The sequence below is a fragment of the Rhodopseudomonas julia genome (assembly GCF_030813515.1).
Lineage (GTDB): Bacteria > Pseudomonadota > Alphaproteobacteria > Rhizobiales > Afifellaceae > Afifella > Afifella julia.
Map to the genome: position 1 here is coordinate 1,098,018 of NZ_JAUSUK010000001.1, position 15,317 is coordinate 1,113,334.

The 15,317-nt window shown below is 63.0% G+C and carries 13 protein-coding genes; 9 read left to right on the forward strand and 4 right to left on the reverse strand.

Features of this window, described 5'->3' with window-relative positions:
* The first annotated feature begins 107 nt into the window (after positions 1-107).
* The 8 genes from J2R99_RS05120 (at position 108) to J2R99_RS05155 (ending at position 10,770) form a co-directional block, all read left to right on the forward strand.
* A complete protein-coding gene (locus J2R99_RS05120; RefSeq protein WP_307153390.1) occupies positions 108-1,490 on the forward strand; it encodes a c-type cytochrome in 1,383 nt (460 codons plus the stop codon).
* A 170-nt stretch (positions 1,491-1,660) separates the two neighbouring features.
* Positions 1,661-3,556 carry an extracellular solute-binding protein gene (locus tag J2R99_RS05125; protein ID WP_307153391.1) on the forward strand — a complete coding sequence of 632 codons (1,896 nt, stop codon included), beginning with the start codon at positions 1,661-1,663 and terminating at the stop codon, positions 3,554-3,556.
* Positions 3,553-5,439 (forward strand): extracellular solute-binding protein, encoded by a 1,887-nt coding sequence (locus J2R99_RS05130; RefSeq protein WP_307153392.1) that lies wholly within the window; start codon positions 3,553-3,555, stop codon positions 5,437-5,439. Before J2R99_RS05125 ends, J2R99_RS05130 begins: the two co-directional genes overlap by 4 nt.
* Before the next feature lie 29 nt (positions 5,440-5,468).
* Entirely contained in the window at positions 5,469-6,602 is a 1,134-nt protein-coding gene (locus J2R99_RS05135) for a microcin C ABC transporter permease YejB (protein WP_307153393.1), read from the forward strand.
* A 186-nt stretch (positions 6,603-6,788) separates the two neighbouring features.
* Positions 6,789-7,904, forward strand: a complete 1,116-nt coding sequence (locus J2R99_RS05140; RefSeq protein WP_307154147.1) for an ABC transporter permease — start codon at positions 6,789-6,791, stop codon at positions 7,902-7,904.
* A gap of 46 nt (positions 7,905-7,950) precedes the next feature.
* A complete protein-coding gene (locus J2R99_RS05145; protein WP_307153394.1) occupies positions 7,951-8,118 on the forward strand; it encodes a helix-turn-helix domain-containing protein in 168 nt (55 codons plus the stop codon).
* Positions 8,119-8,176: 58 nt separating this feature from the next.
* Positions 8,177-9,808 (forward strand): ABC transporter ATP-binding protein, encoded by a 1,632-nt coding sequence (locus J2R99_RS05150; RefSeq protein WP_307153395.1) that lies wholly within the window; start codon positions 8,177-8,179, stop codon positions 9,806-9,808.
* Positions 9,805-10,770, forward strand: coding sequence for a 2-hydroxyacid dehydrogenase (locus J2R99_RS05155; RefSeq protein WP_307153396.1), 966 nt, complete (start codon positions 9,805-9,807; stop codon positions 10,768-10,770). Before J2R99_RS05150 ends, J2R99_RS05155 begins: the two co-directional genes overlap by 4 nt.
* Here J2R99_RS05155 and J2R99_RS05160 read toward each other — a convergent pair.
* The 4 genes from J2R99_RS05160 to J2R99_RS05175 are packed head-to-tail and all read right to left on the reverse strand — an operon-like array spanning position 10,737 to position 14,302.
* Positions 10,737-11,618, reverse strand: coding sequence for an FkbM family methyltransferase (locus tag J2R99_RS05160; protein ID WP_307153397.1), 882 nt, complete (start codon positions 11,616-11,618; stop codon positions 10,737-10,739). The two genes, J2R99_RS05155 and J2R99_RS05160, sit on opposite strands and share 34 nt — an antisense overlap.
* Positions 11,619-11,663: 45 nt before the next feature.
* Positions 11,664-12,533: a C40 family peptidase gene (locus J2R99_RS05165; protein ID WP_307153398.1), complete on the reverse strand. Its 870-nt coding sequence runs from the start codon at positions 12,531-12,533 to the stop codon at positions 11,664-11,666.
* Entirely contained in the window at positions 12,530-12,877 is a 348-nt protein-coding gene (locus tag J2R99_RS05170) for a MarR family transcriptional regulator (RefSeq protein ID WP_307153399.1), read from the reverse strand. Before J2R99_RS05170 ends, J2R99_RS05165 begins: the two co-directional genes overlap by 4 nt.
* A gap of 21 nt (positions 12,878-12,898) precedes the next feature.
* On the reverse strand, positions 12,899-14,302 hold the full coding sequence (locus J2R99_RS05175; RefSeq protein ID WP_307153400.1) for a leucyl aminopeptidase family protein: 1,404 nt from the start codon (positions 14,300-14,302) through the stop codon (positions 12,899-12,901).
* A gap of 157 nt (positions 14,303-14,459) precedes the next feature.
* On the opposite strand from J2R99_RS05175, the gene J2R99_RS05180 reads away from it, so the two are divergent.
* A complete protein-coding gene (locus J2R99_RS05180; RefSeq protein ID WP_307153401.1) occupies positions 14,460-15,269 on the forward strand; it encodes a tetratricopeptide repeat protein in 810 nt (269 codons plus the stop codon).
* Positions 15,270-15,317 lie beyond the last annotated feature (48 nt).

Genomic DNA, 15,317 nt, shown 5'->3' on the forward strand with positions numbered 1-15,317 from the left:
CCCGCGATGGAACCGTCAAACCGAGAGCTTCAACGCTCTCAGCCTTGCCTCCCGGGTGTGGTGCGCCCTATTTGCAGCCCGGCCAATAAAGCGGAGTAGAGATTTCAATGCATTCGCCCGCCTGGAACACCTATGCAATGGCGATCCTGGGGACGCTGCTGGTCGCCTTCGGCCTGTCTGTTCTCGGAGATATGCTGTTTGAATCGCCGGAGCTGGACGAGCCCGGCTACGTCATCGCAACAGCCCAAGAGGACAGCGGCAGCGAAGCCGCCGCCGAGCCCACGGGCCCGGAACCTCTGCCGGTTCGCCTTGCCAATGCCGACACGGATGCCGGACAGCGTACCGCCAAGCAATGCGTGGCTTGCCACAACTTCCAAAAGGGCGAAGGCAACAAAATCGGTCCGCTGCTCTGGAACGTCGTCGGACGTCCCGTCGCGTCGGAGGACGGCTTCAGCTACACCGACGCCATGCGGGAATTCGCCAAGACCGAAGGCGAATGGACGTTTGACCATCTCGACAATTACCTGACCAATCCGAAGGGTACGGTGCCCGGAACGGCGATGAATTTCGCCGGCATCAAGGACGATCAGGACCGCGCCAACGTCATTGCCTATCTGCACACGCTCTCCGACGATCCTCTGCCTCTGCCCGAGCCGGAAGCCGCGTCGGCCGAAGGCGGCGACGAAGCCGCTGCATCTGAAGGCGAAGCTGAAGGAACGCAGGCCGAGGCGACGCCGGAAGAGACACCAGCTCCTGCCGCCGCCACCGGCGACGGGACGCCCGCTCCGGAAGGCGAAGTGACGGAAGAGACGGCCCAATCGGCAACCGAACAGGGTGCTTCCGATGTGCCGAGCGGCAATGCCGGCCAAGAGCAGGCACAGGGCGAGCAGGCACAGGGCGAGCAGGCACAGGGCGAGCAGGCACAGGGCGAGCAGGCACAGGGCGAGCAGGCACAGGGCGAGCAGGCAGGTCAACAGGCGGGCGAGCAGCCCACGGCATCGCAGCCCGAGAACGCGCAGCAGGCCCCGCAGCAGTCTGAGGCCGCGCCATCACCAGCAGGTCAGGAGACGGCCGAAGCCCAGCAGCAGCCCGAGGCGCCTGCGGCGAACCAGGAGCCGCCGAGCCCGACGGTCGCCATGATCGCCGATGCCTCACCGGAGGCTGGCGAGAAGGTCGCCGCGCAGTGCCGCGCCTGCCATACCTTCGACAAGGGCGGCGCCAACCGCATCGGCCCGAACCTCTGGGAAATCGTCAATCGTCCAGCCGCAGCGCATGAAGGCTTCAAGTACACGGATGCCATGAAGCAGCATGCGCAGGAGATCGGGACCTGGACCTACAACCATCTCGACACCTACCTCGCCGATCCGCGCGGCGTGGTGCCGGGCACGAAGATGATCTTCGCCGGCGTGAAGAAGGACGAGGACCGCGCGGCGCTTCTCGCCTATCTACGCACGTTGTCCGACAATCCGGCACCGTTGCCTGGGCAATGAGCCCTTGCAGCCGGACAAAATGACCCTGTTGACGCCGCGGCTTTGCCGCGGCGTTCTTTTGTCTGGCGAAACAACGGGTTAAATTTTCGTCAGATCGCGTCTCGGCGGGTGAAACGCGATCCGTCGGCGCTTATCATGATGTTCCGAAACAGCGAGATTCGGCCTCTTCCATGACAGCACGTTTCCTCCGGCTTCCCCTCGTCTGCCTGCTCACCCTCGGTGGCTTTGTAAGTGCGCAGGCACAGGATGCGGGCCAGCCGCGCGACGAGAAGACCTGGCGTCACGCAACGTCGCTCATCAAGGAGCCAAAATACGGACCGGATTTCGCCCACTACGATTACGTCAACGTCGATGCGCCGAAGGGTGGCACGCTCAACCAGGTGGCGATCGGCACCTTCGACAGCCTCAATCCCTTCATCATCCGCGGCACGGTCGCGGCGGGCCTCGGGTCGATCGTCAATGCGCGCGGCGGCATCGGCTACGACAGTCTGATGGAGCCGTCCGAGGAAGAACCGAGCACCAGCTACGCGCTCATCGCCGAGGCGATGAGCTATCCTGATGATTATTCCTCGGCGACCTTCCGGCTCAATCCGAAGGCGCGCTGGCATGACGGAGAGCCAATCACAGCCGAGGACGTGGTCTGGTCCTTCGAGACACTCAAAGAGATCAACCCGCAGTACAACCAGTACTACCACAACGTCGTCAAAGCCGAGATCACTGGCGAGCGTGAGGTCACCTTCACCTTCGACCAGAAGGGCAATCGCGAGCTCCCCAACATCATGGGCGATCTCGTCATCGTGCCGAAGCATTGGTGGACGGGGACCGACAAGAACGGCAACACGCGCGATATCACTCAGCCGACGCTGGAGCCGCCGCTCTCCTCGGGGCCTTATCGGATCAAATCCTTCATCCCGGGCCGCAGCGTGGTCTGGGAGCGCGTGCCGGATTACTGGGGCAAGGATCATCCGCTGCGGGTCGGCCGCTACAATTTCGACGAGATCCGCTACGAGTATTTCCGCGATGCGAATGCGTCCTGGGAAGCTTTCACCAAGGGCGGCATCTACGATTTCCGTGCCGAGAACCGTGCCCAGCGCTGGGCTCAGGGTTACGATTTTCCTGCCGTACAGCGCGGCGACGTCAAGAAGGAAGAATTTGAGACGACGTCGGGCGAGCCCATGCAGGCCTATGTGCTCAACACCCGCCGGGACAAGTTTGCCGACCGGCGCGTGCGCCGTGCGCTGACGCTCGCCTTCGATTTCGAAAGCCTCAACAAGAACCTTTTCTTCGGCCTCTACAGCCGCACCAACAGCTATTTCGAGGGCACCGAGCTCGAAGAGACCGGGCTGCCGGAAGGCCAGGAGCTCGAATATCTCGAGAAGGTGCGCGACAAGGTCCCGCCCGAGGTCTTCACCGAGGAGTTCAAGCTCCCCGTCTACGACAGCCGCGAGGCGATGCGCGACCATCTCCGCGAGGCGGTGCAGCTTCTGCGTGAGGCCGGATGGGAGCAGCGCGACGGCGGTCTCTTCAACAAGGAGACGGGCGAGCGCTTCACCATCCAATTTCTCGGCAACGACCCGAACGACGAGAAGGTCTTCTCACCCTATGCCAACACGCTGCGCCGGCTCGGCATCGAAACATCGATCCGCATCGTCGATGCGGCCCAATATCAGGCGCTGACCGACGATTTCGATTACGACGTCATCGCCGGGGTTTTCGGGCAATCGCAGTCGCCGGGCAACGAACAGCGCGAATATTGGGGCTCTTATGCCGCCGATCAGCGCGGCAGCCGCAACGCGGCCGGGATCAAGAACGAGGCGGTCGATCAGCTCGTCAATGACATCGTCTACGCACCGGATCGCCAGAGCCTGGTCGCGGCGACCCGCGCCCTCGACCGCGTGCTCCTGTGGAACTACTACATGGTACCGCAGTGGAATCTGCCGAAAATCTGGCTTGCCTACTGGAACAAGTTCGGCATCCCGGAAGAGCAACCCTCCTATATGGGCGTCGACGTCTACTCCTGGTGGATCGACCCTGAGAAAGAAAAGAAATTGAGGATGGGAGAGTGATTTCGTTCACCCGCCGAGGCGCTCTCCTGGGCGCTGCATCGCTTGCAATCGCGCCGAAACTGATCGGCGCGCCAGGGCTCGTCGGAATGGCCGATGCCGCGACGCCCCCCGGCCCCCGACACGGAATGTCGCTCTTCGGCGACCTCAAATACGGCGCCGATTTTGCGCATCTGGACTACGTCAAGCCCGATGCGCCGCGCGGCGGGCGGCTCGTCATGGTGCCGAGCCAGTCCTACTACAATCAGAGCTTTCTCACCTTCAACACGCTCTCCTCTTTCGTCATCCGCGGCGACGCCCCGCCGCTCATGGAGCTCACCTTCGACAGTCTGATGAAATGGGCGTCCGACGAGCCGGACGCCTGTTACGGTCTGGTGGCGGAAAGCGTCGAGGTGTCGGAAGACGGCCTCACACTGCATTTCCATCTTCGCCAGGAAGCCCGTTTCAACGACGGCACGCCGCTCGTCGCCGACGACGTCGTCTATTCGATGAATATCCTGAAAGAGAAAGGCCATCCGGACCTGCTTCTGCCGTTGAAGGAGATGGTTTCCGTCGAGGCGAACGGCGAGCACGATGTCGTCGTCAAACTATCGGGCAAGCATTCTCCGGAACTGAAGCTCGTCGTCGCACAGCTGCCGATCTTCTCGCGCGCCTGGTATCAAGGCCGCGCCTTCGATGCTTCGACGCTCGAAGCGCCCCTCGGCTCCGGTCCCTATGAGGTGGGCGAGCTGCAGCAGGGCCGCTTCATCGAATATCAGCGGGTGGAGGATTACTGGGCCAAGGATCTTCCCATCAATCGCGGCTTTCACAATTTCGACGTGATCCGGCTCGAATTCTTCCGCGACCGGCAGGCAGGGTTCGAGGCCTTCAAGAAGGGCGCCGTGACCTTCCGTGAAGAGTTTTCCTCAAAGAGCTGGGCGACCGAATATGATTTTCCGGCTGTCGTGAGCGGCAAGGTGACGAAGGAATTGACGCCCGACGAAAGGCTTCCCGACTTCCAGGCGTGGTATTTCAACACCCGCCGCGGGAAATTCGCCGACCCGGCCACGCGCCAGGCGATCGGCCTCGCCTTCGATTTCGAATGGCTCAACACCAATCTCTTCTACGATTCCTATCGGCGCACGACGTCCTGGTTTGAAAAATCCGTCTATGCCGCCCAAGGCGAGCCTTCGGACGCGGAACTTGCGATCCTCGAACCCTTCCGGGAAGAATTGCCGGAAGACGTCTTCGGGCCGGCAGTGGTGCCACCGACCTCCGATGGTTCGGGCGTCGATCGCGACAATCTCCGCAGGGCGGACGAGCTTCTTCGGCAGGCTGGCTGGAGCCGCAACGGCGGCCGGCTCGTCAACAACCAGGGCGATGTCCTCTCGGTCGAATTCCTGATTCAGAACGACCCGGTGTCGGAACGCGTTCTCGGCAAATTCGTCGATTCGCTTCGCCGCCTCGGTGTCGACGCATCGATCCGCCCCGTCGATTCGGCGCAGTACCAGGCACGCGCCTCGGAGTTCAATTTCGACGTTCTCGGGCTGCGCTTTCGCTCCACGGCAACGCCCCTGGAATCGCTGCGCGCATCCTATGGCAGCGCCGCCGCGGATCTGCCGGGCTCGCGCAATTATGCGGGCATTCGCCTCAAAGCGGTCGATGCTCTCATCGATCAGGCGCTCGCGGCCAACGACCGCGACACCCACCGCAACATCCTGCGGGCACTCGACCGGATCTTGCGCGCACATTATTTCGTCGTGCCGCAATGGTACCAGGATGCGCATCGCGTGGCGCGTTGGGACATGTTCTCTCGCCCAGAGACAAAGCCGGACTACAATTTTCCTTTCGAGACCACCTGGTGGTACGACGAGGAGAAGGCCAAGCGAATCGGCATGGCCGGCTGAGCTGAGACCGACGAGCCGACGGAGACGGATTGGCAGCCTATATCCTGAGACGCCTCTTGTTGATGATCCCGACCATCCTCGGGATCATGGCGATCAGCTTCGTCGTCGTGCAGTTTGCTCCGGGCGGGCCCGTAGAGCGCGTGATCGCGCAGATCCAGGGCACCGACGTCTCGGCGACGGCACGTATCGGCGGATCGAGCGGCGGCGATTTCTCCGCCGCCGGCAACACCAATCAAAGCGGCTCGGATGCCGCCATCACCTCCAAATATCGCGGCGCCCAGGGGCTCGACCCGGAGTTCATCCGCCAGCTCGAAAAGCAATTCGGCTTCGACAAACCGCCCCTCACCCGCTTCGGGCTGATGCTGTGGAACTATGCCCGCTTCGATTTCGGGGAGAGCTATTTCCGCGATATCTCCGTCATCGACCTCATCAAGGAAAAGCTGCCTGTCTCCATCTCTCTCGGGCTTTGGATGACGCTTTTGTCGTACGTCATCTCCATCCCGCTCGGGATCCGCAAGGCCGTCAGCGACGGCTCGGTATTCGATGTGTGGACCTCTGCCGTCGTCATCATCGCCTATGCGGTGCCGGGCTTCCTCTTCGCGATATTCCTGATCGTGTTCTTCGCCGGCGGTTCCTTCTTCGACTGGTTCCCGCTGCGCGGCCTTTGGTCTGAACAATATGCGCGCATGGGCTTTTGGGAATGGATCACCGACCCGGACGCGCTCGTCGATTATTTCTGGCACTTGGCGCTGCCGCTCATTTCGATGGCACTTGCGGCCTTCGCCACGACCACCCTTCTCACCAAGAATTCTTTCCTCGACGAGATCCGCAAACAATATGTGGTGACGGCGCGGGCGAAGGGCCTGACGGAACGCCAGGTGCTCTATGGCCATGTCTTCCGCAACGCCATGCTCATCGTCATTTCGGGCTTTCCGGCGGCCTTCGTCTCGGCGTTTTTCGCCGGCTCGCTCCTGATCGAGACGATCTTCTCGCTCGACGGGCTCGGGCTCCTCTCCTTCGAGAGCGTCATCAACCGCGATTATCCGGTCGTCTTCGCCACGCTCTACATCTTTTCGCTGATGGGCCTCATCGTGCAGCTCGTCTCCGACCTCACCTACACCTGGATCGATCCTCGGATCGATTTTGAAAGCCGGGAGGTCTGAGCGATGGAGGTCGAGACCGATCCGAAGAAGACGGACGAACCGAGGACGGACGCGCCGAGGACGGAAGGGCCGAGGACGGAAGGGCCGACGACGCCCACACCGCCGCATGCGCCGGATCCCGGCAAGCCGGAAGCGCCCGCGCCCCTGCCGGGGCAGGAGGCAGCACCCGGCCGCCGACTCTTCACCATGTCGCCGATCAACAGGCGGCGCTGGGACAATTTCAAGAAGAACCGCCGCGGCTTCTGGTCCTTGTGGCTTTTCCTGCTTCTTTTCGGCCTGTCGCTGATCGCCGAAGTTCTCGTCAACGACAAGCCGATCGTGCTCTCCTACAAGGGCGAGCTCTATTACCCGATCCTCGTCGATTATCCGGAGGAGACCTTTGGCGGCTTCCTGGCGACGACGGACTACCGCGACCCGTTCATCTCCGACGAGATCAACGCCAATGGCTGGATGATCTGGCCGCCGATCCATTACTCCTATCGCACGGTCAATCGCGATTTTCCGACGGAAGAGCTGCGTGAGGCGCTTGGGCGGCCGATCGGCTTTCCCGCTCCGCCGACCTGGCGGATCGCCGGCTCCGTCTGTCCGGGCGACACGGAGCAGCTCGAACGGTTCTGCGACAAGTCGAACTGGAATTGGCTCGGCACCGACGACCAAGGCCGCGATGTCGTCGCCCGCCTCGTCTACGGCTTCCGCATATCCGTGCTCTTCGGGCTCGTGCTCACCGTGTTTTCGTCGATCGTCGGCGTCGCGGCCGGTGCCGTGCAAGGCTATTTCGGCGGGCGCGTCGATCTCTTCTTCCAGCGCTTCATCGAAATCTGGACGGCGATCCCGGCGCTTTATCTCCTCCTCATCATCTCATCGATCCTGCCGCCGGGATTCTGGGTGCTCCTCGGCATCCTCCTGCTCTTTTCCTGGGTGGCGCTCGTCGGCGTCGTCAGGGCGGAGTTCCTCAGGGCGCGCAATTTCGAATATGTGAAGGCGGCGCGGGCACTCGGAGTGTCGAACCTCACCATCATGTTCCGGCACCTCCTGCCGAACGCCATGGTGGCGACCCTCACCTTCATGCCGTTCATCCTGAACGGCTCGATCACGACGCTGACCTCGCTCGACTTTCTCGGCTTTGGCATGCCGCCTGGCTCGCCATCGCTCGGCGAGCTCCTCGCCCAGGGCAAGGCCAATCTTCAGGCGCCCTGGCTCGGCATCACCGGCTTCATCGTCATCTCGCTGATGCTCTCGCTGCTCATCTTCGTCGGCGAGGCGGTGCGCGATGCCTTCGACCCGCGCAAGACTTTTGCGTAAGCGACCGATGGCCCATTTTATGGACTTTCTATCCTTGGAGACGCCCATGGGCCCCAAGACCGAGAGAGAGAATGTCGATCGGCTCGACAAGGAGGACGTCGCCGAAGAGAGCGTGGAGCGTGTCATGGCAATCGTACGGGAGCTCGGGTCGCCTCCTGCAAGCGCAACAAGCGACCATTGCGAGCTCTATGACCAGGAAGGACTACCCGGATGAACAATCCGCGTCTCTTCAAGGCCAACGATTTCATTCACACAGACATCGAGCGCGCGCTTTGACGAACACCCCCATCCTCTCGGTTCGCGATCTCTGCGTCGACTTCACACAGGGTGGGCGCACGACGCATGCGGTGCGCCATGTGTCTTTCGACATCGCCGAGAAGGAGACCGTGGCGCTCGTGGGTGAATCGGGCTCCGGCAAGTCGGTGACGGCACTTTCCGTCTTGCGGCTCCTCACCTATCCGCCGGCGAGCCATCCCTCCGGAGAAATCTTCTTCCGCGACCGCGAACTTCTGAAAGCCGGCGATCGCACGCTGCGGGAGGTGCGCGGCAACAAGATCTCCATGGTGTTCCAGGAGCCGATGTCCTCGCTCAACCCGCTGCACACGGTGGAGCGTCAGGTCGGCGAGGTGCTCGACGTGCACCGCGGCATGAGCGGCAAGGCGGCGCGCGTCAGGGTTCTGGAGCTTCTTCATCAGGTCGGCATCCGCGAGCCGGAAAGCCGGCTCAGATCCTATCCGCATCAGCTCTCAGGCGGTCAGCGCCAGCGTGTGATGATCGCCATGGCGCTTGCCAACGAGCCCGACCTCCTGATCGCCGACGAGCCGACGACGGCGCTCGACGTCACCGTTCAGGCGCAGATCCTGGAGCTTCTCGCTCGCCTCAAGCGAGAGCAGAACATGGCGCTCCTGTTCATCACCCATGATCTCGGCATCGTGCGCAAAGTGGGGGATCGGGTCTGCGTCATGACCGATGGCGAGATCGTCGAGCGCGGGCCGACAGAAGAGATCTTCACCAATCCGCAGCACAGCTATACGCGCCATCTTCTCGCCGCCGAACCCAAAGGCTCGGCACCAGCAACCGACCGTGATGCGCCTTTCGTCATGGAGGCCGACGATCTCAAGGTCTGGTTCCCGATCAAGCGCGGTTTCCTGCGTCGCACTGTCGGCCATATCAAGGCCGTGGACGGTATCGACGTCAAAGTGCGCGAGGGCGAAACGCTCGGTGTGGTCGGCGAATCCGGTTCCGGCAAAACCACTCTCGGGCTCGCACTTCTCAGGCTGATTTCCTCCACCGGCCGCATTGCGTTCCTCGGGCGCGACATCCAGGCGGCGCGTTTCAAGGATACGCGCGCGCTTCGCGCCGACATGCAGATCGTTTTCCAGGATCCCTACGGCTCGCTGTCGCCGCGCATGATCATCCGCGATATCGTCGGCGAAGGTCTCGCCGTGCACGAACCCGACCTGAAAGCATCGGAGCGTGACCGCCGTGTCGTCAAGGCGCTCGCCGAAGTCGGCATCGATCCGGAGACACGGTTTCGCTATCCGCACGAATTCTCCGGCGGGCAGCGCCAGCGTATCGCCATCGCCCGCGCCATGGTGCTGGAGCCGAAATTCGTCATGCTCGACGAGCCGACCTCAGCCCTCGACATGAGCGTGCAGGCGCAGGTCGTCGATCTCCTGCGCGATTTGCAGAAGCGCCACGACCTCACCTATCTCTTCATCTCGCACGACCTTAAGGTGGTGCGTGCACTCGCTAACGAGATCATTGTCATGCGCGACGGCAAGGTGGTGGAAGCCGGGCCTGCTGCGCAGATCTTCGACCATCCGCAGACCGATTACACAAAAGCGCTGATGGCCGCCGCTTTCGATTTGGAAGTCGCCTACCGGGGAGCCATCAGCACGTGACCACTCTTCTTCTTTCCCTCGCCGATTGGGACCCCCGCCGCTGGCTTGAGAACCTCAAGACCGCACTGCCCGAAGACGACGTCGTCGCCACAACGCCCGAGGGTGGCTTTGCCGGCGATCCCGCCACCTTGGAACGGGTGGAATATCTTATCACCTGGAAGCCGCGCCCCGACCTTTTCGACAGCCTGCCCAATCTCAAAGCCATTCTTTCGGTCGGCGCCGGTGTCGATCATCTCGTCGATCTGCCCAACCTTCCGAACGTGCCGATCGCACGCATCGTCGATCCCGATCTCACCACGCGGATGACGGAATATGTCGTCTGGCAGGCGCTACATCACGTCCGCCTCGGTCCCGATTATGCGGCGCTACAGAAGGAAAAGCGCTGGCGACCGCTCTATCAGCCGCCAGCCGGCAAAGTGACGGTCGGGATCATGGGGCTGGGCGTGCTCGGCACGGCCTCGGCGAAGATGCTCATGCAGCTTGGCTTCCGCGTGGTCGGATGGAGCCGCCGCCCAAAGATTGTCGCGGGCGTCACCGCCTTTGCCGGCGAAGGCGAGCGCGATGCCTTCCTGGCGGAAACGGATATCCTCGTCTGCCTTCTGCCCGACACGCCGCAGACACGCGGGATCCTCGACGGGGCGCTCATCTCAAAGCTGCGCACGGATGGCCCGCTCGGCGGCCCGGTTCTCATCAATGCCGGGCGCGGACAATCTCAAAACGAAGCGGATATTCTGTCAGCCTTGCGCGATGGAACGCTGCGCGGCGCGAGCCTCGATGTCTTCCGCACAGAGCCGCTGCCGGCCGATAGTCCGATGTGGACCGCGCCCAATCTCGTGATCACGCCACATATGGCGTCGATTTCGGATCCACATGGCCTGTCGCCGCTGATCGCGCGGCAGGTGCGCCGCGGCAAAGCCGGCAAGCCGCTTCAGTACGTGGTGGATCGCGACGCCGGGTACTGAGGCAAAACCGGTGTGAAGGCCATATTGGCTGCGACGATGGTGTTTTCGTCGCTGTGCTCGAGCATCTGAAATCCCATCACTTCCAAGGCACGCTCCACCTTGTCCCAGGCGCCGACGCGGCCGTGCGCCGGGTTCATGTCGATGGCCAGGAGCCGTGTCCGCTTCAGCGTGCGCACGGCCCCGGCAAGGATCTCCGGCTCAACCCCCTCCGCATCGACTTTCATGAAGTCGATCGCAGGCAAGGCCGCAACGGCCGGCAGAGCATCGAGTGGCCAGGCCTCGACGGAGGCGAAGGCGCGCTTTTGCTCCGGGCGACGGATAAGCGAGCTCGTCGCCCCGTCGGGGGCGAGATGCAGTTTCAGAGCTTCGCGTCCTTTCCACATCGCGCAGGAGACGAGACGGACATTGTCGAGCCCCCTGACGTTTTGCGCCAGGCAGGCATAAGCGCGCGGATCCGGCTCGATCGCGATGACCGTCGCACCCGCATCGGCACACAGAAGCGTCAACTCACCGACATTGGCACCGATATCGATGACGACATCGCTTTCTCGCGGGAAGTACAGCGTGCCGACGGCATATTTCTCGCCCGTCAGATGCAGCCGCGCCCCGATGCCGCTGCGGTAGCGGGGAACCCGATTGAGGCTTGGCAAAGCAAGACGGCGAAGGCCGTCATCGATGAGGATGCGCTCGGAATCAGGGATAATTTCTACAGGGCGCCCCCGGCCGTGCCGATGGGCCTGGAAGCTCAAATGCCACTGGTAGTACCGACGCAGCAACGTCTGCGGGCACACCGAAAGAATCGCATTGCCGAATTGCCGAGTAGGCAGATGCATGGAGGAATACGCCACGGAAGTCGCCAATTCTTTGCCGACGAAGGGACACGTTTGGTGGCGTCATTGCAAGCGTCGAATTGCGGTGATCGTGAGGCCTTTGGCGGCAAAACGCGATCGTGCCGCAACGAGCGGCTCGCTCGCTGAACACATGTGGAAAGCGTTGGCGTGAAGAAGGGTTTCGCCGTCGCGCATAAGGCCGACATGCCCCTCCCAGAAGACGAGGTCGCCGCGGCGAAGCGGCGGCAGATCATCGCCTAGCTCCAGCGCCTCGCCGATCTCGGCCGCCTGCATATCGGCATCTCGCGGCGCCTTTATCCCGGCCGCGTGAAGGGCGAGCTGAACGAGGCCCGAGCAGTCGATACCGGCATCTGTCTTGCCCCCCCAGAGATAGGGGACGCCCAGAAAACTCTCCGCAACGGCGGTCCAGTCGGGCTCGCGCGGGGCGTCGACAGGCAGAAGATGCTGCATGACCACGGCACCGGCCGGTTCGATGAGTCCGTAACGGGCGTTTTTGTCCTGCGCCTCCCCCGCAACTGCCAGTTCGGCACCGAGCGGCAACGTCGCCAGCGGCGGCAGCTTGATATCGGGGCCCGGAAACAGAAAGGTGCTTCGGGCAGCCACGCGATGCGTCGGCATGCTCACTTCTGCCCTCAGCGATGCGCTCGGCAGCCAGCCGACATAACCGTCGCCCTCGAGCTGGCCCCAGACCCAACCCTCGCCGGTCTCTTCGAAGACGCGGACGATTTCGCCGCAGAGCGCTTGCGTCTCGAGCGCGCCCATCGGGTTCGGCTCGTGTCTCACCGGCGCCGTTCCATCCACAACCTGATAGAGACTGCCCTCGACGAAACGCGGAGCCTCCACGCGTCCCTTGAGACGCACATCCGCAAGGTCGCGGCGGAAGGCGTTGCGGCGTGGATCGAGCTTCGTCATCGTGTCACATCCTCGGTCTTGGCAACGACGAGGTCGGCGAAGCGCTCCAGAAAGAGCGCACCGTCCACCGTCCGCTGCACCAGAACATTGCGCATGTCTTTGGGATCGCGCTTGCGCGTCAGAAGCCCGTGCCGCCCGAGCGTGTCGAGCGCGCGCGTGATGACGGCCTTGGTGACCCCAAGTTTCGCAGCAAGCCCGCGCACCGTGTGCGGCGGCGCCTCCAGATAGACGATCAAGAGGACCGTCATCTGGCGCGCCGTCAGATCCGGCTCTTCGGCACGCACCAGCGACAGCGTCACCTCGTACCACAGACGCAGAGCCTGGCTCGACCGCAGGATCGTCATGAGAGGCCGAATTCGGGCACGTCAGCCCCGGCCGTAACGCTCGGCGCAATAGGCGAAGAGCGCCCGGATCCCTTGCGCCTCGCCCCCCTTGGGTCCGAGCGCCCGCGCCTTCGGGGCCCAGCCAAAAATGTCGAAGTGCAGATAGGCCGGGCTTTCAGTGACGAAACGCGACAGAAACAGCGCCGCCGTGGTCGCCCCGGCGAAGCTGTTGCTGGAAATATGGTTCACATCGGCGATTTCGGAGGAGAGCCACGCATCGTAGGGCTTCCACAAGGGCAGCCGCCAGACGGGATCGTGCTCCACTTTGGAGGCCGCCTGGAGGCCTTCCACGACAGCCTCGTCGTCGGTGAAAAAAGGCGCGATATCGGGTCCGACGGCAACACGTGCGGCACCCGTCAAGGTCGCCATCGAGACGACGAGCTCCGGCTTTTCCTCGTCAGCCAAAGCCAGAGCATCGGCCAGAACCAGCCGTCCCTCTGCATCGGTGTTGCCGATCTCGACCGTCAGCCCCTTGCGGCTCGGGAAGACATCGCCAGGGCGGAAGGCGCGGCCGGAAATGGAATTCTCGACGGCCGGGATGAGAACCCGCAGGCGCACCTTGAGGCCGGCAAGCATGATCATGCGCGCGAGCCCCAGGACATTTGCCGCCCCGCCCATGTCCTTCTTCATCAGCAGCATCGAGGACGGCGGCTTGATGTCGAGCCCGCCGGTATCGAAGACGACGCCCTTGCCGACGAGCGTCAGCTTGGGATCGGTTTCGTCGCCCCATTTCATGTCGATCAGGCACGGAGCCCGATCACTGCCGTGACCGACGGCGTGGATGAGCGGATAGTCGCGCGCCAGTTCCTCGCCTTCGGTCAGAGCGAAATCAGCGCCCGTCTCTTCCGCCAACCGCCGTGCCGCTGATGCAAGCTCGGCCGGACCGAAATCATTGGCAGGCGTGTTGATGAGATCGCGCGTGAGGCTGACGCTGTCCGCTGTCTGCTGCAACCCGTCCAGGTCGAAATCGTCCGGCAGGACGAGGCGCGGACGGTCCATCTCTGCGTCGCCATGATAGCGGGTGAAGCGGTAGCCGCCGAGCGCGAAGCCGAGGGCGGCAAGGCGCAGTTCGCCGAGCGCACCTTCAAGGCGGTAATTCCCGTCGGGAAGCTTCTGCGCGAGCTTGCCGGTGAGAAACGGATTTCTCGCAAGACCGCCGCGCCCGGCACCAAAGAGCACGCGTTCAAGGCCCCCATCTGCACTCGGGAGGAGCGCGATGTCGCCGCTATGGGCGCAAAAGCCGCTTACATCCGCGAATCGGCGATGCTGATCGCTCAGACCGGCAAGGGCTGCGTCGAGCCCCTCTTCCTCAATGACGGTGACGGGCGTCACGCCCTTTTCGGCGCCGACATCGCCGGCCCTGACGAAAACTGGATGATTGCTCAAGATATCCTCCGATCGGCCCACCCCTAGGCGCGAGCGTCTGCCTTTGCAACGAGGACGATCCGCGAAGACGCAGGATCTGCCGCATTTAGCGTTAACGAATGCTTAGCCAGTCAGGCCTACATCTTGGTGCATAACGTGCCAGAACGGGACAGCCTCCATGCGGATGCGGCCAAGTCAGAAATCAGGTGCAGCGCTTCTTCGAACCGCTGCCATTCTTTCGCTCGTGGCCTTTGCGGCAGGCTGTCAGAGCCGGCAGGCCGACGCGCCTCGCACCACCGGCTCAATCGGCGCGACGCAGACGCTGGAGGTTTCCGATCTTAGCCACGACCAGGCGTTGCGCGCCGTCCAGGCCTGGGGCGCCCGGTACAGCAACGACGAAAAAGACAGAGTCGCGGCCCTCAATTATGCGGCAGCGCTGCGGGCGGCCGGCCAGCCGGCTCAGGCGGTGGCCGTCTTGCGCAAAGCCATCATCTTCCATCCGAAAGATCGGCAGGTGCTTGCCGCCTTCGGCAAAGCGCTCGCCGAAAACGGCGAGTTCCAGGAAGCGCTGGCGACCGTGCAACGGGCGCAGCATCGCGACAATCCGGATTGGCGCCTGCTCGCTACGGAAGGGGGCATCCTCGATTCCGTCGGCCAGAACGAACAGGCCCGTCAGGCCTATCGCCAGGCACTCGTGCTCGCCCCTGGCGAGCCGCAGATCCTCAACAATCTCGGCATGTCCTATACGCTGACCGGCGAGCTCGACGAGGCCGAGAAAGTGCTTCGGCAGGCGGTCGCCAATCCGAGCGCCTCGGCGAAGGTGCGTCAGAATTTGGCTCTCGTCCTTGGACTTCAGGGGAATTTTCGCGAGGCCGAAGCGATCGCCTCGCAGGATCTCTCGCCCGAAGAGGCACGAGCGAACATCGCTTATCTGCGGGCGATGCTGGCCCAGAAAGATACCTGGAAAGACATCAAGCAGGCCGGCTGACGCACGCGGCACGGCCGACAACCCTGCATTTCCTTGCCGGCACACCCG

What these genes read in the sequence shown, in the direction of transcription:
- J2R99_RS05170 (WP_307153399.1), bottom strand. Translation starts at nt 12,877, where the DNA reads ATGACGATCCTGCGGTCGAGCCAGGCTCTGCGTCTGTGGTACGAGGTG.
- J2R99_RS05120 (WP_307153390.1), top strand. Translation starts at nt 108, where the DNA reads ATGCATTCGCCCGCCTGGAACACCTATGCAATGGCGATCCTGGGGACG.
- J2R99_RS05165 (WP_307153398.1), bottom strand. Translation starts at nt 12,533, where the DNA reads ATGACGAAGCTCGATCCACGCCGCAACGCCTTCCGCCGCGACCTTGCG.
- J2R99_RS05125 (WP_307153391.1), top strand. Translation starts at nt 1,661, where the DNA reads ATGACAGCACGTTTCCTCCGGCTTCCCCTCGTCTGCCTGCTCACCCTC.
- J2R99_RS05145 (WP_307153394.1), top strand. Translation starts at nt 7,951, where the DNA reads ATGGGCCCCAAGACCGAGAGAGAGAATGTCGATCGGCTCGACAAGGAG.
- J2R99_RS05180 (WP_307153401.1), top strand. Translation starts at nt 14,460, where the DNA reads ATGCGGATGCGGCCAAGTCAGAAATCAGGTGCAGCGCTTCTTCGAACC.
- J2R99_RS05140 (WP_307154147.1), top strand. Translation starts at nt 6,789, where the DNA reads ATGTCGCCGATCAACAGGCGGCGCTGGGACAATTTCAAGAAGAACCGC.